Annotated in this window: 22 protein-coding genes; 10 read left to right on the forward strand and 12 right to left on the reverse strand. The window is 38.2% G+C overall.

The features are described 5' to 3' along the window. Positions 1-77 precede the first annotated feature (77 nt). Positions 78-1,361, reverse strand: a complete 1,284-nt coding sequence (locus QF042_RS14800; protein ID WP_307529680.1) for a pitrilysin family protein — start codon at positions 1,359-1,361, stop codon at positions 78-80. Between the two features lie 11 nt (positions 1,362-1,372). Then, positions 1,373-2,662 carry a pitrilysin family protein gene (locus QF042_RS14805; protein ID WP_307529682.1) on the reverse strand — a complete coding sequence of 430 codons (1,290 nt, stop codon included), beginning with the start codon at positions 2,660-2,662 and terminating at the stop codon, positions 1,373-1,375. Between the two features lie 250 nt (positions 2,663-2,912). On the opposite strand from QF042_RS14805, the gene QF042_RS14810 reads away from it, so the two are divergent. The 3 genes from QF042_RS14810 to QF042_RS14820 all read left to right on the forward strand — a co-directional run bounded on the left by QF042_RS14810 (position 2,913) and on the right by QF042_RS14820 (position 7,130). Next, positions 2,913-3,590, forward strand: a complete 678-nt coding sequence (locus QF042_RS14810; protein ID WP_307529684.1) for a 3'-5' exonuclease — start codon at positions 2,913-2,915, stop codon at positions 3,588-3,590. Next, positions 3,580-5,031 (forward strand): DUF294 nucleotidyltransferase-like domain-containing protein, encoded by a 1,452-nt coding sequence (locus QF042_RS14815; RefSeq protein ID WP_307529686.1) that lies wholly within the window; start codon positions 3,580-3,582, stop codon positions 5,029-5,031. Before QF042_RS14810 ends, QF042_RS14815 begins: the two co-directional genes overlap by 11 nt. A 485-nt stretch (positions 5,032-5,516) precedes the next feature. Then, a complete protein-coding gene (locus QF042_RS14820) occupies positions 5,517-7,130 on the forward strand; it encodes a discoidin domain-containing protein (protein ID WP_307529688.1) in 1,614 nt (537 codons plus the stop codon). Positions 7,131-7,211: 81 nt separating this feature from the next. Here the strand turns inward: QF042_RS14820 and rplT are convergent, their stop codons facing one another. The 6 genes from rplT to QF042_RS14850 form a co-directional block, all read right to left on the reverse strand. Then, on the reverse strand, positions 7,212-7,556 hold the full coding sequence (rplT, locus tag QF042_RS14825; protein ID WP_025144714.1) for a 50S ribosomal protein L20: 345 nt from the start codon (positions 7,554-7,556) through the stop codon (positions 7,212-7,214). Positions 7,557-7,632: 76 nt separating this feature from the next. Further along, positions 7,633-7,833, reverse strand: coding sequence for a 50S ribosomal protein L35 (gene rpmI, locus QF042_RS14830; protein WP_116251007.1), 201 nt, complete (start codon positions 7,831-7,833; stop codon positions 7,633-7,635). Positions 7,834-7,862: 29 nt separating this feature from the next. Then, complete coding sequence (gene infC, locus QF042_RS14835) at positions 7,863-8,432, reverse strand: translation initiation factor IF-3 (protein ID WP_056872808.1); 570 nt, start codon at positions 8,430-8,432, stop codon at positions 7,863-7,865. Positions 8,433-8,449: 17 nt separating this feature from the next. Then, positions 8,450-10,375 carry a threonine--tRNA ligase gene (thrS, locus tag QF042_RS14840; protein ID WP_307529693.1) on the reverse strand — a complete coding sequence of 642 codons (1,926 nt, stop codon included), beginning with the start codon at positions 10,373-10,375 and terminating at the stop codon, positions 8,450-8,452. A 299-nt stretch (positions 10,376-10,674) separates the two neighbouring features. Next, positions 10,675-11,763 carry an acyltransferase gene (locus tag QF042_RS14845; protein WP_307529694.1) on the reverse strand — a complete coding sequence of 363 codons (1,089 nt, stop codon included), beginning with the start codon at positions 11,761-11,763 and terminating at the stop codon, positions 10,675-10,677. A gap of 219 nt (positions 11,764-11,982) precedes the next feature. After that, on the reverse strand, positions 11,983-12,882 hold the full coding sequence (locus QF042_RS14850) for a hypothetical protein (RefSeq protein ID WP_307529696.1): 900 nt from the start codon (positions 12,880-12,882) through the stop codon (positions 11,983-11,985). 860 nt (positions 12,883-13,742) lie between these two features. Between QF042_RS14850 and QF042_RS14855 the strand changes: the two genes are divergently transcribed. Beyond that, complete coding sequence (locus tag QF042_RS14855; RefSeq protein WP_307529698.1) at positions 13,743-14,225, forward strand: DUF4372 domain-containing protein; 483 nt, start codon at positions 13,743-13,745, stop codon at positions 14,223-14,225. 10 nt (positions 14,226-14,235) lie between these two features. Then, a complete protein-coding gene (locus QF042_RS14860; RefSeq protein ID WP_307529700.1) occupies positions 14,236-14,904 on the forward strand; it encodes an IS4 family transposase in 669 nt (222 codons plus the stop codon). A gap of 123 nt (positions 14,905-15,027) precedes the next feature. On the opposite strand, the gene QF042_RS14865 is transcribed toward QF042_RS14860, so the two are convergent. From QF042_RS14865 to QF042_RS14875, 3 genes are all read right to left on the reverse strand, one after another. Then, positions 15,028-15,765 carry a (Fe-S)-binding protein gene (locus QF042_RS14865; protein ID WP_307529702.1) on the reverse strand — a complete coding sequence of 246 codons (738 nt, stop codon included), beginning with the start codon at positions 15,763-15,765 and terminating at the stop codon, positions 15,028-15,030. 22 nt (positions 15,766-15,787) lie between these two features. Continuing rightward, positions 15,788-17,095 carry an MFS transporter gene (locus tag QF042_RS14870; RefSeq protein ID WP_307529704.1) on the reverse strand — a complete coding sequence of 436 codons (1,308 nt, stop codon included), beginning with the start codon at positions 17,093-17,095 and terminating at the stop codon, positions 15,788-15,790. Positions 17,096-17,220: 125 nt separating this feature from the next. Further along, complete coding sequence (locus QF042_RS14875; RefSeq protein WP_307529706.1) at positions 17,221-19,113, reverse strand: ATP-dependent DNA helicase RecQ; 1,893 nt, start codon at positions 19,111-19,113, stop codon at positions 17,221-17,223. Positions 19,114-19,576: 463 nt separating this feature from the next. Here QF042_RS14875 and QF042_RS14880 point away from each other — a divergent pair, with 463 nt between their 5' ends. From QF042_RS14880 to QF042_RS14900, 5 genes are read left to right on the forward strand one after another with little or no spacing between them, the layout of a single operon-like run. After that, a complete protein-coding gene (locus QF042_RS14880; RefSeq protein WP_307529708.1) occupies positions 19,577-22,804 on the forward strand; it encodes an amidohydrolase family protein in 3,228 nt (1,075 codons plus the stop codon). Positions 22,805-22,844: 40 nt separating this feature from the next. After that, positions 22,845-23,066 carry a hypothetical protein gene (locus QF042_RS14885; protein ID WP_307529710.1) on the forward strand — a complete coding sequence of 74 codons (222 nt, stop codon included), beginning with the start codon at positions 22,845-22,847 and terminating at the stop codon, positions 23,064-23,066. Continuing rightward, entirely contained in the window at positions 23,053-23,241 is a 189-nt protein-coding gene (locus QF042_RS14890) for a PIN domain-containing protein (RefSeq protein ID WP_307529712.1), read from the forward strand. The genes QF042_RS14885 and QF042_RS14890 overlap by 14 nt, the downstream gene beginning before the upstream one ends. A gap of 17 nt (positions 23,242-23,258) precedes the next feature. Continuing rightward, positions 23,259-23,444 (forward strand): PIN domain-containing protein, encoded by a 186-nt coding sequence (locus QF042_RS14895; protein WP_307529714.1) that lies wholly within the window; start codon positions 23,259-23,261, stop codon positions 23,442-23,444. A 55-nt stretch (positions 23,445-23,499) separates the two neighbouring features. Further along, positions 23,500-23,763, forward strand: a complete 264-nt coding sequence (locus QF042_RS14900; RefSeq protein ID WP_307529716.1) for a hypothetical protein — start codon at positions 23,500-23,502, stop codon at positions 23,761-23,763. Between the two features lie 220 nt (positions 23,764-23,983). On the opposite strand, the gene QF042_RS14905 is transcribed toward QF042_RS14900, so the two are convergent. After that, positions 23,984-26,200, reverse strand: coding sequence for a radical SAM protein (locus tag QF042_RS14905; RefSeq protein WP_307529719.1), 2,217 nt, complete (start codon positions 26,198-26,200; stop codon positions 23,984-23,986). Positions 26,201-26,239: the final 39 nt, after the last annotated feature.

Genomic DNA, 26,239 nt, shown 5'->3' on the forward strand with positions numbered 1-26,239 from the left:
TTATCGGGGAAGCAATCTTTAAATTTATCTTATTAGATTGCTTCGTCGTTCCTCCTCGCAATGACGACCCATAAAAGTTACTGAAATGCTGCTCTTCCTACTTGTTCATCGCCTAAGTATATCCAAATGGCACCTTTTAAATATTTCCCAAAAGAATCTTTCATGTCTTGCAAGCTTACTTTATTAAAGTTTGCCACCATATTCTCAGTTATACTATAATCGCCAAGAACTTCAGCCTCACCTAAATCCTTCACAATCGAGCTTGCGCTCTCCTGATGCCTGTAGTACCTGTCACGATGATCTTTTTTTAATGCCTCAAGATAACGTTCACCATACTTCCCTTCTCTAATATTGTTGTAAACCGTAACCATTGCTTTAAAGGCTTTTTTAGGTTGAGTGGTACTTACAAACATAGAAGTATAAGGAATCTGTTGCACTTTAACCGTTGCTCCTGGTGCATACGACAAACCAAGTTTAGTTCTCAGTTCATAATTCATACTCCCGCTTAATGCATTAATGGTTAGCACAAAAGCATAATAATCGGCATTCGTCATGGTAGGCGCATTCATAATGCAACTCATGTAATTGGTTGCAATATCTCTTTGTTCTATTACCAAATGCTCTCCTGTTAAAGTCTTACGATCGTAAGTTGGTGGTGTATAGTCTTTTCCTTTAAGTGCACTAAAAGAAGCTTGAATCTTCTTTTCCAGTTCTTCTTTTGTAATATTTCCAGCCACTACCAAAAACATTTTATTCTTGTTCAGCAATTCGTTATGGTAATAATTGCTCACCATTTCAGCGGTAAAGCCACCTACAGTTTTGCTTGTGCCCAAAGGATTAATGCTGTAAGGCGAATCTTTAAACATGTTCTCCATGGCCAACTGCTCAATCCTTGTTTCAGGATCAGATTGACTATGATAAATACCGGTAATCATACGCTCTTTAGTGGTTTGAAACTCCGTTTTATCAAAGGCAGGATTAACTACTGCATCTGAAAAAAGTTTCCAGCCCTGATCAAGATATTTAGAAATACAATCCATGCTAATGGTGCCATAGTCAGTTCCTGATGAGCCTGAAATATCAATTCCGTACTCATCAGCTAACTCCTGATAATCAACAACACTGTAATTTTTAGTACCGCAGGTAGCTGCAGATGCCAAAGCCAGATTTTCAATCCCTGCCCTTTCCGCATTATAATTCATTACACCACCTTTAAAAAACATGCTCATGCTAACCGTTTCCTTCTGTGTAGGTTTTAAAATCACTTTTAAACCATTTACATCAAATGAAATGGCTTTGGTTTGCGCGTTGGCAATATGAAAAACTAAGATTAAGTTTATAAAAAATATGAATCTTTTCATGGAGCGTAAGGTTAGTTAGCTGATTTAAAAAATGTTTCTGGCTTCACTTCATTCATACCTGCTTTATCCATCATCAGGCCAGCACAATAAGGTTTGTCTTTAATATACTTGCGTACATAATCGAGCAAATCTTTCCTTGTTACTTTATTTACATTTTCTTCGTAATGAGTATAATAATCAATGGATGCTGAAGCCCACCAAAATGAAAGTAAATGTGCATAATCGGAAGTAACCTCTCTCCTTTCAACCTGTTCAATAGACAATAACCTTTTGGCTCTTTCAATCTGTAAATCAGATAAATAATCGTCATTGGCCCAAAGCGAAATTTGCTTCAGTACTTCCTGATAACATTCTTTTATTTTTGCTGGATTAGGACTCACCATCAAACTAATTGGCCCGGTATATTTTTGCGTATAATAATTTACATCTGCCTGTTGGGCCAATCCGGAATTAATGAGTGCCTGTTTCATTTTAGAGCCGTTTTGATTAACAATAAAAGAAAAAACATCGGCAGCATAAGTGGCCGGAATATCGTTTCTGGTATCGGGACCATGCCAGCTAAAAAGCATAAATGGAACAGGGCTCTTATTCGATTCTACAAAATAATAATCATTTTTTTGAAGTGGTTTAAACTCTGGAATTGGCCATTTAACAAAAGGATCAACAGGTGATCGTTTCCAGCTTCCAAAAACAGAATTTACATAGCTAAAGGCCTCATCAACTTTAACATCGCCGGCAATTACCAGAACAGCGTTATTTGGCCAATAGTATTTATTTTTAATAGAATCCATTTTTGATGGAGTAGCTGATAAAATTACCTCATGGCTACCGATTACATTTTTACGGGAATAATTTGCACCCCACATATGTCGCGAATTGGCCTCTATCAAAGCAAATACCGGACTCGATTCGTGTCTCGTAAACTCGGCATTTACCACTTCATTTTCCAAAGCCATATCTTCTTTTATGAATTTTGGATAACGGATAGAGGAGTTCATTAAATTTAAACCTGGCTTTAAATTAGCAGCAGGAAGTGTAAAAAAATAATTCACCACTTCTTCTCGCGTAGTGGCATTCGAATTAATATCAAGATCGTTCATTCTCGAATTTAAACGCTCGAAATCGGGATAATCTTTATTAGCCTTAAAAAATAAATGTTCGTAAAGGTGACTTAAGCCGTTAAATTCATCGGTTTCGGTAAAAGAACCATTTCTACAGGCCATTTCGATGGTAACCAGCGGTACCGTCCGATCTACAACGACCAGCACTTCCAAACCGTTATCAAGTTTTTTGAAGTGCATGTTTTCTCCGAGTTTTTCCTGAGCAAAAGCAGAACTAAGACATAATATATAGGCCAGGGAGCTAAATAATAGAGAGCGCATATTTTAATTAAATTTTAACACCAAATAAGTGTTAATCTTCCACTTTAACAAATAAAAAACGCTTTATTTATAAATCGCCATTATTGAAAGCATATATGAATAATTATAGTTTATATGGTTAAATAATTACCTTTGAAATAGTTCAATCTTATACGCTAACCATTTAAAATTGCAAGAATACTTCCTCGTTGTTGATACCGAAACTTCAGGTCTACCTAAAAATTGGACGGCGCCTTATTCTAAAGAAAAGAACTGGCCTCATATTGTCCAAATTGCCTGGATTATTTATGATCAGTCTTATCAGGAAATTAAGCGGGAGAACCACTACATTAAAAATACCGATTTCACCATTGATAAGGCTGCTTTAAAAATCCACAAAATCACCCCTGAATATTTGCATACGCATGGCGAAAACAAAGAAAAAGTAATGTTGCAGTTTTCTGAAGATATAGAAAAATACCAGCCTTTAGTTATCGGGCATTTTATTGAGCTCGATTATCATATGGTGAATGTTGAATTATACCGCATCGGCAAGGAAAACATATTTAAAAACTTGGCATTTTTCTGTACGATGAAGGCAAGTGCACCCTATATCACCAACACGGTAATTAGTCATTTGAAGCTGGATAAATTTTATACCATTTTATTTAATGAAGTACCCGAAAATACACACAATGCTTTATCTGATACACTAAACACGGCAAAGATTTTCTTTCATCTTTTAAAAACAGGCAAAATTAGCTTAACTTCAGCCTACCATCAGGAGCATACTTTTAACCTGGAAAAGAAAAAGACAAAAGAATTTTCGTTTAAAAGAATTTTACAGGAACTTTTTAATGGAAGATAAATTAGCCGATCAAATATATACTGCCCGTATTGGAGACATTACCTTCAAGAAAATAGTGAGTTGCAGCCCCGGCACCCCTATTTTTGAAGCTGCAATTAAAATGTCAGAACAGAAAACCAGTTGCCTCTTTATTAAAAATGATCAGGATGTTTATCTGGGTTTCGTAACCGATATTACTTTAAGGGATAATGTAATTGCCAAACAACTGAATTCAAATTTGCCGATTGACGAAGTTATGGATACCCATATTGTGACCATAACTCCCGATGCTTATGTGTATGAGGCGATATTGATGATGTTCAGCAAAAAATCGCGCTATTTATTGGTAAACGACAATGGTAATTATGTTGGTTTTCTAAGCAGGAACCGTCTTTTAAGCGAGCAGGCAGAATCTCCATTAGTTTTTATCCAATCTGTAAAATCGGCTGTAAATACCAGCGATTTAAAACTAAAGTGGCAGAAAGTACCAGGCATCGTGTCTCAGCTACTGGCTAGAGGTGTGCATTCAAAAATTGTAAACGAGGTCGTTACGACTATTGCCGATACCATTTCTTTTAAAATTATTGAAGATGTAATTGCAAAATTAGGTCCGCCACCTGCAAAATTTGTATTTATGGTTTTGGGTAGCGAAGGGAGAAAAGAGCTTAGCCTAAAAACCGATCAGGACAATGCCATTATTTACGAAGATACCGGAGAAGATAAAAGAGCAGCTGTACGTTCATATTTTCTCGACCTGGCTACCCAGGTTTCTGATAAACTAAATTTTGTTGGCTTTGTATACTGTGATGGCGATTATATGGCCACCAACCCAAACTGGACGCATTCCCTATCGCACTGGAAATACAATTATAAAAACTGGATAGAAGAGGCCTTACCCGAAGCCGCCGTAAAATTTGCTGCATTTTTCGATTGCAGGGCTATTTATGGCGATTTAACTATAATGGAAAGTCTTAGGTCTTTTGTTGATGAAGAGCTACAAAAACCGATCGAAAAATTCTATGTATACCTGGCCAAAAATACCTTACTCTATGAGCCACCACTCACTTATTTCAGGAATATCAGAACGCAGAAAATCCATAAAAAAGAAGTATTCGACATTAAAACAGCCATGACCCCTATTGTAGACCTGGCAAGGGTTTATGCTTTACAGAACAGGATTTTTCAAAAAGAGAATACAGGAGAACGTTTAAAAGCACTCAGGGAGCTAGGGGTTTTTAGTGAAGCGCAATTTAACGAACTCTCGCAATCTTATTATTACCTGATGGGTTTACGGTTAAAACACCAGGCCAATTTGATTATCAACGATCAGGCTGCGCCAAACAACTTTATCGAAATTGATGCCTTAACCAAAATCGAAAAGGTAACACTAATCGAAATCTTTAAGATTATCCAGAATTTTCAAAGCGGCATCCGTATGAAGTTTACCAATAGCTTAGGTTAAGATCCTAAGACACTAATCCTGATACAGGATAGCAACAAACTCTTCTTTAGCGTGTTACAAATGCAGTGTAAACATACACCTACCCGCAAATCAACCCGATAATACAAAGCAAGCAAACGTTTGCGTGTTATAATATTAGTTTCTTTCGAGAGAAACCTTTAAAGTCTACCTATTCTATCGTCATCATCTCATAAATAGACATTTCAACGGTGTTCAAAGTAATTTCAAACAAACGTTTGCGCGGTTTTTAGTTGGATTTTATCATCTGCATGTTTGTAACTTAAGGTTTAGAATGAGGAGAAAACCAATTTCTCTGATACGCTAATTTTTCTATTCAGGTTTTGAAAAGCGGCCAAGACTGGCAAATTACGATGATGATCTTCATATTTTAAAATATCAAGATTGAAGGCAAGCGGCTGAGATCAGCAATATAACACGGCAATAATCAAATGCAATATTATCAACCTTAACCGTAAAATTATCTTATGAAAAAAAACAGTCTACTTTTAACAGGCCTTGTCTCCGCCTGTCTGTTTACATTATCCTGTAAAAAGGCCGAAACCTTAAAAACAGAGGAAAAAACGCCAACTCTTAACCACAGACTGGCCACCACCAACATTATTACTCAAAGTCGCAATGTAAATATTGTGTATTTTGTACCTAACGACCTCGATACCCTTGCAGGTTACAGAAAAAGATTGAGCGATCTTTTATTATGGACCCAAGACTGGTACAAACAGGAAATGAATCGTAATGGCTATGGCAACAAAACATTTGGTCTTGCCGATGATGGTGCCGGAAATGTAAAAATCCTAACCATTAGAGGAACATTGCCTAAAGCCAGCTATCCTTACTCAGGAGGCAATGGTGCAGTTGCCAGTGAAGTAAATGCTTATTTTGCTGCGCATCCAGCAGATAAAACCAGCGATCACACTTTAATCATTATCCCTCGTTACTCCATTGGCTCAAACGGTACGCCAAGCGGAGGTCCGTTTTATGGGACCGGCAGATGGTGTTATGCTTTGGATTATGAAGAAATGGACATCGCTAATCTTGGCTTAAGCACTACCGTAGGCAATCGATTTAGTGTTTGGTTTGGGGGTATGGTACATGAGCTTGGCCATGGATTAAATCTACCACACAACAGACAAAAAGTTTCTGAAAATTCAACCTTAGGTATGGCACTGATGTGGGCTGGTAACGGAACTTTAGGTAAAAGCCCTACATTTTTAACAGCTGCAGATGCGGCTATTTTAAATGCTAATCAGGTTTTTAATAACAACTCCGCTTCCTATTACGGCTCGGTAACCAGTAGCATTAATAAAATATATGCCAGCTACTCGAGCACGTTAGCCGCTATAGTGGTGTCTGGTAAATTTACTTCAACCGGTAATGTAACCAGTATTTTATACTATAATGATCCCAATGTAAATAATGAAGGTACTGGTGTAAACCACGATTACAATGCCATCACCTGGGAATCTAAAAAGATTGGTACTGATAGTTTCAGAGTAGTAATGCCAATTGCTGATCTGCAGGAAAAAGCCGATGGAATTCTCTACGAACTGAAAGTTAAACTGGTTCACGATAACGGAACCGTAACCGAACAGATTTATTCCTACACCTTTTCTGGTGGTTTACCAGTATTAACCTTCTCAACCAAAAACGAGCTGAGTAAAACCGGATGGAGTGTGGCTTCATTTAGTTCGGAAGAAACCAGTGGCGAAGGTGCCACCAACGGCAGGGCCGCGAGGTTAATTGATGGCAATGCAAGTACCTACTGGCACTCGCGCTGGAGCAGTTCGGCAGCAAGCTATCCACACAATATCGTGATCAATTTAGGCGCTTCGAAAACAGCAACAGGTTTGAGTTTAACACAAAGAAGTGGTTTAAGCAGGGCGGTTAAAAACTTTGAACTGCTAACGAGTACAGATGGCGTAAACTTTACTTCTGTTAACAATTATGTAGCTCAAAATATAAATGGAGCGCAATACTTCGATTTTGGCAGCGCCAAAACATTTCAGTATTTCAAAGTCATTTTAAATTCGGCACAGGATGGCTTACAGTTTGCCAGCTTAGCAGAATTGGGATTGTACTAGATCTTCAAAACCAAACAACAAAAAAGGTCTCGATTTACATCGAGACCTTTTTAAATATGATTATCGCTTAAGCGAAAATTTCTATTTTACTGCATCAATTACAGCTTTGAAAGCTTCTGGGTGATTCATTGCTAAATCAGCCAATACTTTACGGTTTAAACCGATTTCTTTAGAAGCTAGTTTACCAATTAATTGAGAGTAAGAAATACCGTGCTGACGAGCACCTGCATTAATACGTTGGATCCATAATCCGCGGAATTCTCTTTTCTTAACTTTACGGTCACGGTATGCATATTGCAAACCTTTTTCTACTGTGTTTTTAGCAACAGTATAAACCTTACTTCTTGCTCCCCAATAGCCTTTGGCTAGATTAAGGATTTTTTTTCTTCTTCTTCTCGAAGCTACTGCGTTTACCGAACGTGGCATGTTGTTGTTGTTTTTTGGCAAGCGGCGTTCCGTTTAACCGGAAACTTAAAGCCTGATACCTGGTGAAATTAATAAATTACTTTCCGATGCAAAGCATACGTTTAACGTTACCTGAATCTGCATCACTTACGATACTAGCATTTCCAAGCGCACGTTTACGTTTAGTACTCATCTTGGTTAAGATGTGACTTTTGTATGCGTTGTTTCTTTTGATTTTACCTGTTCCAGTAAGCGAAAAACGCTTTTTAGCACTGGAATTGGTTTTCATTTTTGGCATAACCTGTTTTTTAATTTATAAACCTATTTTTATTTTTTTGCTACTTTAGGCGCAACTGTCAGGAACATCCGTTTACCCTCTAACTTAGGTAACAACTCTACTTTTCCTACATCTTCCAAAGCCTGGGCAAATTTTAACAATAAAATTTCTCCCTGCTCTTTGTAAACAATTGCTCTACCTTTAAAATGCACATAAGCCCTAACTTTCTCACCGTTCTCTAAAAAGCTTACTGCATGCTTCAATTTAAACTGGAAATCGTGATCGTTGGTATTAGGACCAAAACGGATCTCCTTGATTACAGTTTGTTTCGCATTAGATTTAATTTCTTTCTGCTTTTTCTTTTGTTCGTAAACAAATTTACTGTAATCGATAATTCTACAAACTGGTGGTACGGCATTTGGAGATATTTCTACCAAATCCAATTCCAGTTCATCAGCAAGCGCCAAAGCTTTTGCCAAAGGATAAATCCCCGGTTCAACATTATCGCCAGCCAAACGCACTTCGGGCGATTTTATATACTGATTAATGTTATGCTCTGCTTCTTTTTTCTTAAAAGGTGGACGTGGTCCCCTGTTAAATCCTGGTCTTCCTAATGCCAAATTTGTACTATTTTAATTTAAACTGTTATTTCTTTTCTTAATAAATTGTTGAACTCTTCCAACGTCATTTCGCCTAAATCTCCCTCACCATGTTTACGAACAGAAACTTTTCCTTCTGCCATTTCTTTATCACCGATAATGAGCATGTATGGGATCTTTTTAACTTCCGAATCGCGTATTTTGCGACCGATTTTCTCATCACGAAAGTCAATCAGCCCGCGAATATCGGAATTATTTAGTTCATCTAAAACTTTTTTTGCATATTCTTCATATTTTTCTGAAATAGGAAGAACAATAAATTGCTCCGGACTTAACCATAACGGGAAGTTTCCGGCACAATGTTCGATTAAAACGGCAATAAATCTTTCTAATGAACCAAATGGCGCACGGTGAATCATTACCGGTCTATGCTTTTGGTTATCGCTACCGGTATACTCCAGTTCGAAACGCTCCGGTAGATTATAATCAACCTGAATAGTACCTAACTGCCATTTTCTACCTAAAGCATCTTTCACCATAAAATCGAGCTTAGGGCCATAGAAAGCGGCTTCGCCATATTCTACAACAGTATTTAAGCCTTTTTCTGCAGCTGCCTCGATAATTGCATTCTCGGATAATCTCCAGTTCTCATCAGAACCAATGTATTTCGATTTATTATCCGGATCTCTTAATGAAATTTGAGCAGTATAACTATCAAAACCTAAGGATTTAAATACATAAAGCACTAAATCGATTACTTTTTTAAACTCTTCTTTCACCTGTTCTGGCATGCAGAATAAGTGTGCATCATCTTGAGTAAAGCCACGTACGCGGGTTAAACCGTGTAATTCGCCACTTTGCTCGTAACGGTAAACAGTACCAAACTCTGCAAAACGAACCGGAAGATCTTTGTAAGAACGAGGTTTTGTTTTGTAAATCTCACAGTGGTGTGGGCAGTTCATCGGTTTTAAGAAAAACTCCTCTCCTTCTTGCGGAGTTTTAATCGGCTGGAACGAATCTTTACCATATTTCTCCCAGTGACCTGAGGTTACATATAAATTTTTATGGCCGATATGTGGGGTTACTACTTGCTCGTAACCTGCTTTAGCCTGTGCTTTAGTTAAAAAGTTTACCAAACGCTCGCGCAAAGCAGTTCCTTTAGGCAACCATAAAGGCAAGCCCATGCCTACTTTTTCTGAGAAAGCAAATAACTCTAACTCTTTTCCTAATTTACGGTGATCGCGTTTTTTTGCTTCCTCGATCATTAAAAGATACTCAGTAAGCTCGCTCGCCTTAGGGAAAGTTACACCATAAATACGGGTTAACTGTTTTTTGGTTTCATCACCTCGCCAGTAAGCGCCAGCCACATTCATCAGTTTTACTGCTTTTACAAAACCAGTATTCGGTATATGTGGCCCGCGACATAAATCAGTAAATGAGCCCTGAGTATAGAAAGTAATTTTACCATCTTCCAGGCCATCAATTAAATCCAGTTTGTACTCATCGCCTTTTTCAGTAAAATATTTTACTGCATCAGCTTTGCTTACACTTTCGCGCACAAAAGTTTCCTTTTGTTTAGCCAGTTCGATCATTTTGGTTTCGATGGCTTTAAAATCATCCGACGAAAATTCGCGGTCGCCAAAGTCTACATCATAATAAAAACCAGTTTCGATAGCCGGACCGATACCAAATTTGGTACCCGGATAAAGCGCTTCCAAAGCCTCAGCCATTAAGTGAGCAGATGAGTGCCAAAAAGTCGATTTTCCGGCAGTATCATTCCAGGTCAATAATTTCACTGATGAATCAGATTCGATTGGTCTTGTTGAATCCCAAACTTCGCCATTAACCTCTGCGGCTAATACGTTACGGGCTAAACCTTCAGAAATTGACAATGCAATTTGATGGGCAGAAGTGCCCTTTTCATACTGACGGACAGAACCGTCAGGTAAAGTAATGTTAATCATCTACAACTATGATTTAAATTTTAAATAAAAAAGTTTTAAAGATCACTTACAATGTGATTTTATTTTGTGCAAAGGTAGGTGTTTTTTGGCTAAAAAGCAAGGCAAGGATTCCACAGAGACAGAGATTAACACGGCAACTATAGATTAACCTGACTTCTATTAATATTTATTGGCATATTAGTTTGTACTCTTTATAACGCGATCGTCATGCTGAATTTATTTCAGCATCTTAACTACAAAATAGACCCTGAAATGAATTCAGGGTGACGATCATAAGCTTAAATATTTGTAAGTATTTTCTATAAGAATTTATTCTTCAAGTATTTACGCAATGGAATATCTACAAATTTCATAATTAGATAAGCCAATAACACCAGTAAGGTTACCGAAACCGGGATAACAATCCATAAGGTAGACATTGCAGGTTTAACCACAGCGACATAAGTTAAAAATACCCAAACAAAAGGATAATGTGTCATATAAAGCGGATAGGAAATTTCTCCAGATAGCTTACACAGCTTCTTTAAAGGTTCGCTGATTACCACTCCGGCACCTAAAGCCACTAAAAGAGGAAAATAAAACAATACAATTATTGGTTCGGTAATCCAGTTATAAGCATCTGCATAAGGAAAAAGGAAGGCCATAAGCAAAAGTAAACTCACACCAAGGAAACCAAGTTTATTTTTAATAATCCAGTTGAAACGATAAACCAACATCCCGGCCGAGAAAGAATAAAGCACCCTCACACCCCCATCCCAAAAGTTTTGTCCGCCCCAGCCGCCGCTTAAATTACCATTGGGAACTTTCAAAGCCACATAACAAATTCCTATGGCGCCAAGCAAAACCAATAGCGGTAATATTTTTTTATTCAATCTGTAAAGCACCAGGATATAGAAAATATTAGCAATGTATTCCCAAAATAAAGACCATGCAGGTGCATTTAAGCAGAATAGATTCGTATAACGCTCTGGCATAACCGGATATGGAATTAAAAATGCAGATGCTAAAAACAGCAACAGTGTTTTTCCGAAGCCATAAACAGCATAAAAATCGCTGTAAGGATCGAACAGAAAGGTTAACAGCCCTAAAATTGAACCGATAATGACCAGGGGATGCAAACGGATCAATCTTAGTTTAAAAAACTGTGTCAGTCCGATATTTTCTGCACGAGTATCGTAAGCGTAGGCAATTACAAACCCCGATAAACAGAAAAAGAAATCGACCGCCAGAAACCCATGGGAGAGAAAATTTTTATTATAATCGGTTATTGCAATTTCCATGAAATGGTATATTACTACCACTATTGCGGCTAGGCCTCTTAATCCATCTAAAATTTCGAAATGCTGTTTAGTTGCTAATAAATTACTCTCGTTCTGTGTTGTAATCACTCCGGTTAGGTTTTAATTAATCCCAATAATAGTTATTCTAATATTAGTTGCAAAAACTAAAGCCCACCTTTTCAAAAATGATACACAAAAAAGCCCTGAAGGCTTAAACCTTCGGGGCATGATAAAATAATTATGGTGGTAATTTATGTAAAGACATTCGAAGTTAGCATGAGGCACAGGCCTAAGTCCAGACTTCGGATGTCTGGCAACGAACTGGAATTAATTCATTCCGAATGATCTTACCTGGCCACCACCACCTGGTCTATTTTGTCTAAAACGTTTCATCATGTTCTCCATTTTAGTTTTATAGGCTTCGGGAGTAATCAATTTTGCTTTTTTAGGCGCAGTTACATCTTTTGTACTTACATTTCGATACTCAATACTTTTGGCAATTGAACTGCTCCCTCTACCTTCGATAGCCAAAACCGCGCCTTCGGTCCACATATTCGGGTTTGGAGAAAAATCGAAGCCTAAATCTTTCGTGTACCAGATTTTAGTTTCCTCTACCAAGTTTTTATCCATGTCTAAAATTTTGATTGCTCTTGTTGATCTTACAATTGCCTGGTGACAGGTAAAACCTAATATCTGCTTAGTAGAATCTGTTTTAACCACTTCTATTTTTGGTGCCGGAGCAGGTTTTGCTTTAGTGGTATCATTAGGATTTCCACCGCCCATTCTCATAGAACCTATCGGTCCGGAAGTAGATAAAGTTAATTTACTTGGCATGTAATAAGTGGTGTCGTTTAGGTCAAAAACTTCTGTTAAGCTTTTGTCGGCAAAAACATAATAGTACTCGCGGTTACCACCAGCGCCACCAAAACGCATCATCATACGGCCCATTCCACCACCACCGCCACCTGCACCGTTACTATCTTCAGTTTCTTCAACTGGCATATAACTGGCATTAGTAGCCGTAAATAATAACTCGAAATTACTTTTACTGGTAGAAGGCATCCTGGCTTTCATTTGGTCGGTTAACTGTATACCACTTGCCGAAGCCATGGCCGCCGGATCGATAATATTTTCAAATTGTATGGCTCCCGAAGTTTTTTTCTGCTGCGCGTTTGCAACAGATGCGATTGATAAAACTCCCAGTAAAGCGAAGATTATTTTTTTCATTACGATTTTGTTTTGTTGGTTAGATACGATAGCCTTAAAAAGGTTTAACAAAGATATTGTAGATTGTAACGTAAGCGTGTTAAATTGTGTTAAAATCAAAGATTGAATTAACTGAGTAAAGCTTTTAAGGGGTATTAATGCCAAATGTAATTTGTTCTTTACAATTAATGTAGGTTTTGGAAAGCAAGGCAAGGGTCTTAAATGTGAGTTAATAAAAATATAGTTATAAATTGATTTGGGCGTTACCAATCCCGTGAAATACGGGATTGGGTCGGGCTTTTCAGGGCTGCGCTGCGCTCCGGTACCGATGAAGGATCGGTACTGAACCCTTACAATCCCTAACGCAAAACCCAACGTAAAAATCTGTGAAGTTTGATTCCAATAGCCACAGGCCTGTGTTAAATAAACCTGATAGAACGGAAAGCCCGGAGCGAGGTATCTCGATTCATCGGGAAGGACTTGAAGTGATAGCAGGACTGTTATAACCGAAACGCATCAAGCCCTGATTTTCAAAACAATATTGATCATTTAAGTCAACTGAACGCATTAGGTATTAACTGGCTTTATTATTCTCTTCCCTCCCTCACAGACCGAAATTTTTGATTATGATAATATGGTCTGTGAGGACACAGACCATGGAAAAAGTCGTCACCCTGAATTTATTTCAGGGTCTTACTTGCCATAAAGATGCTGAAACAAGTTCACTGTTGTCCGGAGAAATTATTTTTTATTAATAAAAAAGGGTAGCGATTAAAGCTACCCTTTATGCTGTTATATTTGAGTTACGACACTTAAACCAACAGCATGAGCAAAAATACATTTTTTACCGGACAGCCGATCTTAAACCAGCTATTAAGTGTTTGATCGACCGAAATTCTGTGAGGTCATTGTCACGCCGTGGCGGTTACGACCATTATTATAAGTATTTTGATACTTTTTGCCACTTGGTTACAATGCTCTATTGTAGCTTGAACAATTGCACCAGCACCCGCGAAGTGGTCAGCGGGATGCACGCATGCCACTCCAAGCTTCTTCATTTGGGTATAAGCAGCCCCCCGGCAAGAAGTACCCTGTGCGATGCCAACAGTAAAAGGCCTTTCGATGTTTTTCAACAGATTTACGAGCTTTTATACAAACGGCACCGGCATCTTTTACCGGACAGCCGATTAAAACAGTATGATAAGCTCTTCATTGCGGATTCATCCACCATCACGCTTTTCCAACGGATACTCGATGCGCCCAGCCCTGGGAAGATGAACGGAAAAAGAAAGGGCGGGATCAAGGTTCACACCCTGATCGGTGCAGCTGAGCATGTGCCCTTAAATCAGTTTTACTGCCGCTAGTGCGAATGACATGCCCTTCCTGAAAGAGATAGACCTTGAAGAAGGGTCATTTATTGTTTTTGACAAAGGTTATGTGGATTATTCGGAGTATGAGAGAATCGGAAAACAGGGCGCTTTTTTTGTCACCAGACAGAAAAAAGATGCAAGATATGAGATCGTTGAAAGTAGGGAACTGACCCTGCAGAGCATGATGGCAGGTGTGCAGAATGATCAGATATTGATACAGGGGACACGTACGCAACGGGAAAAGATCAGGCTGAACGTACGTATGGTTACCTTTTTTGATGCGGAATCGGGACGGACATTCGAATTCCTAACCAACAATTTCTCCCTGTTGCCCGAAGAGATCGCAGAAATATACAAAAAGCGCTGGCTCATCGAGGTGCTCTTCAAAAGGGTAAAGCAGAACTTTCCCCTTAAATATTTCCTTGGGGACAATGAAAACGCAATCAAAATCCAGATATGGTGTGCTTTTATATCCGATCTGCTGATAAAAGTTGTACAGGTACAGCTCAAAAGAAAATGGGCATTTTCCAATTTAAGGTCAATTATCAGGCTACACATGATGAGCTACATTAGCTTGTACAAATTCCTCAACAATCCTGAAAAGCTAAGTATGGGAAAAGGTAATAACAACCAGCTAAAATTGGGGGCCTTGGAAATAGATTTTAAGACATAAAACACCTCTAGAATGCGGATAAAACTTGTTTTATCGTTAAAATCTATTTTTACCGGACAACAGTGAAACAAGTTCAGCATGACGTGATTATTTGTCAAATTTATACATACTCTACTCTAAGGTCTAATATTCTGTACTCTCCAGCCAACCATTACAAAGCACATCGGCAATGTGCATGGTTTTAATCGCCAGATTATTTTTATCGATATATCCTTGAAGGTGTAGAAGGCAGGATAAATCGGTCGAAATGATATAATCTGCCTGTTGTGCTAAGGCATGATTAACTTTCTGTTCGGCCATTGCAGATGAAATAGCATCGAACTTAACTGCGAAAGTTCCGCCAAAACCACAGCACATATCCGTATCTTCCATTTCGATCATTTCCAGGCCATGTACTTTCGAAAGCAGCTGCCGAGGTTCATCTTTGATTTTGCATTCGCGCAAAGCACTGCACGAATCGTGGTAAACGGCTTTGCCTTCTAACTCTGCACCGAAATAATCCCTTTTAGCCACATTTACCAGAAAATCAGAAAGTTCCCAGATGTTCGACTGTAAACTCCGGCATTTGTTGTGCACAATGGTATTGGTAAACAGATCGTTATAGCCGCCTTTTATCATTCCTACACAAGAAGCCGATGGCGCTACCACATAAGTATTTTCGGTAAAATCGTTTAAAAATTTTGTACCCACTTCTTTAGCCTCATCCCAATAACCAGCATTGTATGCAGGCTGTCCACAACAGGTTTGTTTTGAATTGTAGGTTACATTACATCCCGATTTTTCTAATAACCTTAAAGTATTAAAAGCGGTTTCCGGATAGAGCTGATCTACAAAACAAGGCACAAATAATTCTACTTTCATAATATTCTTAACGACTGCAAACTTACAATTTTAGCGATTCTTTATGTTCGTTTTTTCTTAAAAGCACTAAAAGAACTAACCCAACAATAAAAAATGATGCCAAAGCGATAATCGAGTAGCGAATATTCCCGGTTAAATCTTCGATGTAAGCAAAACTGAATAGGCCAATTACAATCGCCAATTTCTCCGTTACATCATAAAAACTGAAAAATGAAGTACTATCTTTTGTATCAACCGGTAAATATTTAGAATAGGTAGAACGTGATAAGGATTGAATTCCGCCCATAATTAAGCCTACAATTGCGGCTAATGAATAAAATTGATACTCGTTGGTGATGTAATAACCAAAAACACAACAGCCAATCCATACTACAACTACCATGATCAACACGTTTATATTTCCTATTTTTTTAGCTAAATACGACATGAGCATAGCACCTGGAATAGCAACAAGCTGAATAATCAATATTACGGCAATCAATTTTGCGGTCCCTAGTTTTAACGTTTTTTCGGCAAAACCAGCAGCAGCAAGCATAATGGTTTGTACACCCATGGAGTAGAAGAAGAAAGAAACCAAAAATCCTTTTAAAACTTTCATTTGTTTCAGCTGCGCCCAAACTTTTGATAATTCGCTAAAGCCATCTTTCAGAACATTTGTTTTTACTTTATCGTGTTGTGGCGTTCCATTCGGAAGTGCAGAAAAAGGAATCTGAGAGAAACCGATCCACCATACGCCAACCAATAAAAAAGATAACCTGGGCGGGAATGAGGCATCAGTAATACCAAACCATTCTGGCTTTAGCACAAACAGAAAACAGATCAGTTGAAGTAAAACCGAACCAATATAACCATATGAAAAACCTTGTGCACTTACACGGTCCTGGTGCTCTTCTGTCGCTATTTCTGGCAGGTACGAATTACTGAACAATACGCCACCGATATAACCCATTGCAGCGATGGCAAATAAGATAATACTCATTTCGAGGGTATCTAACTTAAAGAAATATAAACCGATACAGGCTGCTCCACCTACATAAGTAAAGAATTTCATAAACGACTTCTTATTCCCTCTTCTATCCGCAATGGATGAAAGCATTGGTAAAGCAAAAGCCATAATCAGGTATGCAAATGATAAGGCATAGTTGGACAGTGAAGTGTTTACAAAGGTGCGACCAAAGAATTCCACTTTATCGCCATGTTCTTTAGTGGTGGTAATAATGGTATAATAAGCCGGAAAAATGGTAGAGGTGATGACTAAGTTATAGGCGGAGTTTGCCCAATCAAAAAATGCCCACGAACGGATGGTTTTCTTGTTGTTTTTTGTTATCATTTAGTTTTTTTCGCTTCGCGGATGATTACACTGATTATTGGATTACACAGATTGAATAGTTCATTACAAAACTAATATATTATTGGTAACTTGACTTGCATTTTCTCACATCTCACATCTCACATCTAAAGATAATATTTCTTCCCATCTGTTTTAATCTTACCTGCATCTAATAATTCTCTTATCGCATCAATTCTTTCTGCTTCAGTGCCATTTTTAATATTTGTAACCAGATCATCAAGGCTTAAAGGTTGTTGTTGAAGCAAAGAAACGATCTCAAACTCCATTTCTTCGCTCATCTGGTTCTGGTTTTCGGCTCTTTTTTCGGCCAGACAAACATCGCAAACACCACATTTTGTAGCATGATGTTCGTCGAAATAATGGAGCAACTGAACACTTCTGCACAAATTAGATGAAGCGTAGCCCACCACAGCGTTAATCTGTTTATGTAAAATTTCCTTTCTCAGTTCCAGGTATTTTACATCCAGATCAAAATGATCCATATCTACCCTCGGCCTAATATATTGCAATTGCGGCTGATCGGTCTGTTGAATATAGGTAAGCAATTCTATTGCCTGCAACTTATTCAATAAAGCGATAATCTCTTTATAAGACAAGCCTGTTTTTTTGGCTAAATCGGCTTCATTAATCTTAACAAAACCGTCAAAAGCCCCACCATGCGAACGCAAAATAGTTTTTATAATCCCATCATATGCCTTATTTTCAATCTGAAAACGGTAAATATCTTCGTGACTGGCAATAAACATCATTCTTGAGGGGAGAAAAACACTTTCAGATAAGGTAAGATAACCGTCATGTTCTAAAAATTTCAGCGCGGATATTGTTTTTAAAACGCTAACATTAAATCGCTTACAGAAATCAGCGATATCAAAAGTAAAAGTTAAACCCTCTCCTGCACCAAATGCCAATTGTAAATAATTACCGAGGTAATGATAGGTTTTTCTGATTTCGTCTGGTGAAGGAAAGCTATTCAAATACCTTGACTCTAGCCCCAAAACATCAGCGTGATTGGCTAAAAGAACGGCGTAACTTCGCTTTTCGTCACGCCCTGCCCTGCCGGCTTCCTGATAATAAGCTTCTAAACTCTCGGGTAAATCTAAATGCACCACAAAACGAACGTCGGCCTTATCTATGCCCATCCCAAACGCATTAGTGGCTACCATGATCCGGGTTTTGTTGCTCTTCCATTCTTCTTGCTTCAGGAAACGGACATCACGTTCCAATCCGGCATGGTAAAAATCAGCTTTAATCTGGTTTCTATTAATAAAATTTGCTACTTCTGCAGTTTCTCTTCGGTTACGAACATAGACCAAACCAGTACCCTTAACATTCTTACAAATATCAATCAGCTTTTTATATTTATCTTCATTCCCAAAAACCACATAACTTAAATTACTCCTGGCAAAACTTTTAACAAAAACCTGTGGGTTTTTCATCTCAAGCTTCTCTACAATATCTTTCCGCACAAACTCTGTAGCCGTTGCAGTAAGCGCTAAAACAGGAACATCAGGCAAGATCTCGCGGAGTTTGGAAATCTGTTGGTAAGGCGGGCGAAAATCGTAACCCCATTGCGAAATACAATGTGCTTCATCAACCGCAATCAGGTTCACATTCATATAAGAAATACGAACACGCACTAAATCAGACAATAACCGTTCAGGAGATAAATAGAGGAACTTAATTTTTCCGTAAATACAGTTATCCAGCAAGATATCGATTTCACGTTTACCCATGCCGGCATAAATGGCAATGGCTTGAATCCCCTTCGATTTCAGGTTCTCCACCTGATCCTTCATCAGGGCAATTAACGGCGAAACTACGATACAAATTCCCTCTTTAACCAAAGCAGGAACCTGAAAGCAGATCGATTTACCACCACCCGTTGGTAACAATGCTAAACTGTCTTTTCCTTCCAAAACCGAGGAAATAATATCTTCCTGTAAAGGCCTAAAAGCTTGATGTCCCCAATATTTTTGTAAAATCTCTATTGCTGTCATAAATCGGCGGTATCAAAACTATACATTTAATCCAAAATCGCCAGTTATTATTGTTAGAAACTGAAAAAATCATCTTTAGAAAAGATTATTAACTTTGCTCATTAAAAAAATTACATGTTAGAAACGCAGTTTGGAGATTAAATTCTCTTCTTAGTGTCGTCACCCTGTCCCGATTTTTACATCGGGATCAGGGTCTGAATAGCAGGAAAGATGCTGATACCGAAGCTTCGGGACAGCATAAGGATATGACTAAACTGCATTTATTTTGATTAAAGCATTAAACGAAATAAATTATTAAAACTCTCAGCAGTGCCGAGAGAAATAAAAGATAAAACTTACATAGCTTTTTAACTATTTATTGAAAGAGTCATAAAACCTCAACAGCGTTGAGATAAATACATTTCCACAAAAAATTACTCCAAAGAAAAATACACGAATTGTTTAAATAACCATCCTATATATAATGAAACACCTCTATTTTCTATCCGCTCTTTCCTTATTATTTTTCAGTTCAAAAGCCCAGGAGAAGAAATGGGACATTGAAAAATACCAAGGCACAACAAAAAACTTCACTTTAAACACTGATGAAGGCACCTGGATGAATCTTGATGTAAGTGCTGATGGACAGGAAATTGCTTTTGATTTATTGGGTGACATCTACGTGATGCCAATCTCTGGTGGAGTAGCAAAACTAATTAGTGGTGGTATTGCCTGGGATGTTCAACCCCGGTTTAGCCCGAACGGAAAATACATTTCTTACACCAGTGATAAAAGCGGTGGAGATAACATCTGGATTATGAACCGCGATGGTTCTGGTAAAAAACAAGTCACCAAAGAGAGTTTCAGGTTATTGAATAATGCCACCTGGATGCCCAATAGCGAATATGTTGTTGCAAGAAAACACTTTACCGCGGGTCGCTCCTTAGGCGCAGGCGAAATGTGGATGTATAGCATAAACGGTGGTGATGGTGTGCAGTTAACTCAACGCAAAAACGATCAGCAAGATGCGGGTGAGCCTAACGTTTCGCCAGATGGCAGATATGTTTACTTTAGTGAGGATGTGAGTCCCGGCCCTAATTTTGAATATAGTAAAGATCCAAACGGAACCATTTATGCCATCCGCCAGCTTGACCTGACTACAGGAAAACTAAACACCTTAATTAACGAGCAAGGTGGTGCCTGCCGTCCGCAGGTTTCTCCAGATGGAAATTTAATCGCTTTTGTAAAGCGTGTCAGGTTAAAATCTACTTTATATGTACAGAACCTGAAGACAGGTGAAGAATGGCCTGTAAATGAAGATCTATCTCATGACCAGCAGGAAACCTGGGCTATCTTCGGTGTTTATCCAAATTTTGCCTGGACTCCGGATAGCAAAAGCGTAGTATTCTATGCAAAAGGAAAAATCAGAAAAGTTGAAATTGGAACCTTAATCAACAGCAACATTCCTTTTCAGGCCAATACGATTCAAACAGTACAAAAAGCATTACATTTTGAACAACAGGTTTTCAGTAATGAATTTTCGGCTAAAATGTTAAGACAATTAACAACCTCTCCTGATGGAAAAATAATCGTTTTTAATGCGGCAGGATACTTATACAAGCAAGAGTTGCCAGCGGGAACACCAGAAAGGTTAACCAATGGACTGGATTTCGAATTTGAACCGGCCTTTAGCCCTGATGGAAAATACGTTGTTTACACCACCTGGAGTGATGAATTACGTGGAGCAATAAAACGGACGGACGTGAAATCGGGAAAGACCATTATGTTAAGTGATGAAAAAGGTTTTTACTATTCTCCTCAATATTCAACAAAAGGAGATAAAATTGTTTTCAGAAAAGGAAGTGGCAACGATGTTTTAGGATATAACTATGGTCGCGGAACGGGTATTTTTATCATGCCAGCCAATGGTGGTGCTAAAACTTTAATTTCAGATAATGGAATCCGTCCGCAGTTTAATAATACGGATACACGCATTTATTTTCAGAGTTATGCTGATGGCAAGAAAGCATTAAAAAGTATCGACTTAAACGGAGCGAACGAAAGAACACATTTTACTTCACAGTATGCCAATCAGTTCGTCATTAGTCCTGATAATAAATGGGTGGCATTTAACGAATTGTTTAACGTTTACATCACACCAATGATCAATATTGGTACTGCACAGGATGCATCGGCAGGTAATAAAGCCATTCCGGTTACCAAAGTGACTACCGATGGTGGAACTTACATCCAATGGAGCGCCGATAGCAAAAGCCTGCATTGGACCCTAGGCCCGAAATATTTTACCGTTGATGTAAACAGTGCCTTCAACTTTGATGGAACTACACCTAAAACCGAAGCTTCTTCTATCGACATTAATCTGGTATTAAAATCCGATATCCCTAGCGGAATAGTGGCGCTTAAAGGCGCAAGGATTATCTCAATGAAAGGCGACGAAGTAATTGAAAACGGAACCATCATTACCGATGGAAATAAAATTACGGCAATAGGAAAAGCAGATGCAGTAACCATTCCGGCCAATGCCAAAGTAATAGATGTTAATGGTAAAACCATTATGCCTGGCATTGTTGATGTTCACGCCCACTTACGCACCAGTCCGGATGGAATAACACCACAAAACGATTGGAGTTATATGGCTAATCTGGCTTTTGGTGTAACCACTTCACATGATCCATCAAGCAATACCGAGATGGTTTTTAGCCAGAGTGAAATGCTTAAAGCCGGCAGAATGGTTGGTCCAAGGGTTTATTCTACAGGATCGATTCTATATGGTGCTGATGGCGATTTTAAAGTGGTGATCAATAGTTTGGATGATGCTTTGGCTAACCTACGCAGGTTAAAAGCCGTTGGCGCATTTTCAGTTAAATCGTATAACCAGCCACGCAGAGAGCAACGTCAACAGATTTTAGAAGCAGCCCGCCAGTTAAATATGGAAGTTGTGCCCGAAGGTGGCTCAACCTTTTTCACCAACATGAACATGGTTGCAGATGGGCATACCGGAATTGAGCACAGTATTCCTGTTTTACCGGTTTATAAAGATGTTACTACACTTTGGAACAATACTGAAGTTGCCTATACACCTACTTTAATTGTAGCTTATGGCGGCCAATGGGGAGAAAATTACTGGTATGACAGAACCAACGTATGGGAAAACGAAAAATTAATGAGCTTTACTCCTCGTTCGATTATTGATGCAAGAGCCAGACGGAGAACAACTTCTGAGTACAGCGATTATAACCACATCGACATTGCCAAAGCAACCAAACAGATTGCTGATGGCGGGACGAAGGTTAATCTAGGTGCACACGGACAAATACAAGGTTTAGGTGCTCACTGGGAGTTATGGATGTTTGTTCAGGGCGGTTTTACACCCATGCAAGCCATTAGAGCAGCCACTTTAAATGGCGCCAGTTATTTAGGAATGAACAAAGAAATTGGCTCGCTGGAAGTTGGTAAACTGGCTGATATGGTGATTATGGATGCCAATCCTTTGGATGATATCCGCAATTCGGAGAAAATCAAATATGTAATGATTAACGGTAGGCTTTATGATAGTGCCACCTTGAATGAAGTAGGAACCAGAGAAAAATTGAGGGGTAAATTATGGTTCGAAAACATTAAAGGAAACGGCTATATCATTCCAAACGGAGAATCAGAAACCTGGACGTTTACCGTTCCGCATTGTGATTAAAAGTTTTCGCACAATAATTAATATTAAGTAAATTTGAGATATGGAAACCGTACTACTTCAAATTAATAATAACAAGGCATACCAACTACTTAAAGATTTGGAAGACTTGAATATTGTAAAGGTTTTAAAAAAATCAGTATCAATTGATAAAAAAAAATCTGCACACGATTTCTTGGGACTAATCTCAAAAACAGATATGGATTTAATAGATAAGGCCATTGAAGAAGATTGTGAAAACATAGATTTAGATGGCTGGAAATAAAGTTCTGCTAGATACCAATATTATTTCGGCCTTATTAAAAGGTGATGCTTCCGTTGCAGACCACATTGATAACGCATCTGAGGTATACATATCATCAATTGTAATTGGAGAATTATTTTATGGTGCAGAATATTCAGTTAAATTGAACAAAACATCGCAAATATTAAACAGCTAATAGCATCCTACAATATCTTGAATATTGATAATGATACAGCTATAGTTTATGGTAAAATTAAAGCTGGTTTAAGAAAAAAGGGCACACCTATTCCTGAAAACGATATTTGGATTGCCTCATCTGCAGTACAACATAAACTTAAGCTAAGCACAAGAGATAAACATTTTCTTCAGATTACGGGCTTAAAAACGTTGGCTTGGTGAAATTAACCCTGAGTCCTACGGTCTTATTACGATTAAGCTATTTTACGCAAAATACATGAAACCAAGTAAGCTCTATACTACCGCATCTGTTGTATTCTTAGTACTCAGTGGAATTGTTTTTTCATATAATGGATATTACATTTTGGGTATCCAAACAGTAAATCTGTTTTTAGCGCTGGTTGCAATGGCTTTCATCACCTCTTTTATAGTAGTAGTAAAAGATCGGAAATCTATTGTTTCATGGCTATTACTAATCTTTAATTCGATTATATTAATTTGCATCATTTATTTCCTGACGCATTTTGAAATGAAAATGTAGTATCTACAGCTTGTCCTTAACAATTTCTTTCTAAACTTTTTTATAAGCGGTCGTCATCCTGAATTCATTTCAGGGTCTTAATAGCTAGAAAGATGCTGAAATAAATTCAGCATGACGATGGAGTAACGAAATCAGCTAAAAAACAAGCATTATGATTCAGCTATTAATAGAACATAAGCTTGCACACCTTTCTAATGAACGTAAGCAAAGTGAATTGAGACTATAAAACCAACAAACCGTATTTTCTGAGCGTATTGATTGGTTTAGCGTACCAGAAAAGTTCGAAATTTTCCATTTCATTTTCAAAATCGGCTTTAACCTCCTGAAAAGTAAACACATTTTCATTGGAGATTGAGATCTTATTTAAAATATGGGTTAACCACTCGCCTTCTTTTTTATTCGTTAGTACCGTAAAAGTTTCTTTTTTATCATGAAAAGTTAATGATGCCATTTCCCAGGTATTACCTTTTTTCGATTTGGTAAAATATTCAGCTGAGGGCTTTCCTCCTATCCACACTACTTTTGCAGTAGGTTTCGTATTAAACTGATCCGTATCATTCAAAGCTTTCTCAATAAAGTCGGCAGGGATTTTCGTTCTGGGAATTTTAAAATCGAACCAATCCTGCAGTTCGTAATCAAAACAGATGCCATGCATAAAATTGAACAGCGATTTTTTCAATCCGAAGCTGAATTTATTGTGGTCAATACCTGTTTTATCTGTATAATTGATATCATTATTGGCAAAAGTCCCAATCACTTCAGTGTCTTTTACCACCCCGAATTTTTCTGGATACATCCCTACAGGGCTATGTGCAGTCATGGCAAACTGGTGCCAAAAGCCAGATTGCAACACCCCAACCTCAAACAACTGGCGCACCATCTCTAAACTGTCAACTGTTTCTTGTATGGTCTGCGTTGGATAGCCATACATTAAATAAGCATGCACCATAATTCCTGCTTCGGTAAAATTGCGTGTAACCTTAGCCACTTGTTCTACCGTTACACCTTTATCGATCAGTTTTAACAAACGATCTGATGCCACTTCCAGTCCGCCTGAAACCGCAATACAACCTGATGCTTTTAACAAAAGGCATAGATCTTGTGTAAAGCTCTTTTCGAAGCGGATATTGGTCCACCAGGTAACGGCTAACTTCCTTCTGATGATTTCCAAAGCAACCTCACGCATTAAAGCAGGTGGTGCGGCTTCATCAACAAAGTGGAAACCATTTTGCCCGGTTTTTTCATACAAATCTTCAATCCGGTCTACAATCAACTTTGCCGCAACGGGTTCGTACACTTTGATATAATCTAAAGAAATATCGCAAAACGTGCATTTGCCCCAATAACAACCATGGGCCATGGTGAGTTTGTTCCAACGCCCATCGCTCCACATGCGGTGCATTGGGTTAACGATTTCAATTACCGAAATGTATTTATCCAATAATAAGCCAGTGTAATCAGGAGTTCCCACATCAGCCTGCTTATAATCATTTCTAAAGGCATCATTACGGTAAACTACCTTACCATTTTCAAGTAAAAAAGTTCTTTTATAAAAATCTGCTTCAACTAGAACAGGGTGTGTAATATTTTGGTATAATAATTCAATTGGTAGTTCGCCATCATCTAAGGTAATGTAATCGAAGAACTCAAAAACCCTTGCATCTGACAGTGACCTTAATTCGGTGTTCGGAAAGCCACCACCCATAGAAATTTTGATTTCCGGATAATTGGCCTTGATCCATTGTGCACAACGAAAAGCACTATACAAATTGCCTGGAAATGGAACAGAAATCAGAAATAGTTTTGGTTGAACGGTTTCAATTTTGTCTTTTAAAACCGAAATCAGGATCTGATCGATGTAGGTGGGTTCTTTCAGCAAAGCATCGTACAATTCATCAAAAGAGTTTGCGCTCCTGCCCAAACGTTCGGCATAACGGCTGAAACCAAAATTTTCATCAATGCATTCTACAATATAATCAGATATATCTTCCAGATATAATGTAGCCAGATGTTTGGCTTTATCTTGCGTACCCATTGCACCAAAAGCCCAGTCCAACTCTTCCAACTGCAAAAAACGTGAAGCTTGTGGAAGAAAATCGTCGCTACAGATCTGTAAAGCCAAAGTTGGATTTTTGCCCTGTAAAAATGCAATTACCGCATCAATTGTTTTTAGATATTCATCCTGTAAAGCGAAAATACGTTTAGCATTGTCGCTTTTAGTTTTTTGATTGTCGACACTTCGACTACGCTCAGCGTGACAAAACAGATTTTGTAATCCTTTTTTAGAGAATAGCTCTAAAATGACTTCAATACCTAAATCGGCCTGTGTGGCACTGATATTTTTAGTATTCAGAAAACCTTTTATATACGCCGTTGCTGGATATGGAGTATTCAGTTGGGTAAATGGCGGCGTAATGGCAAATATTTCGGTTTTCAACAGGAATTGTTTTTTCTGCAAAAGTAAGGGAATTTTTAA

This window comes from Pedobacter sp. W3I1, assembly GCF_030816015.1.
Lineage (GTDB): Bacteria > Bacteroidota > Bacteroidia > Sphingobacteriales > Sphingobacteriaceae > Pedobacter.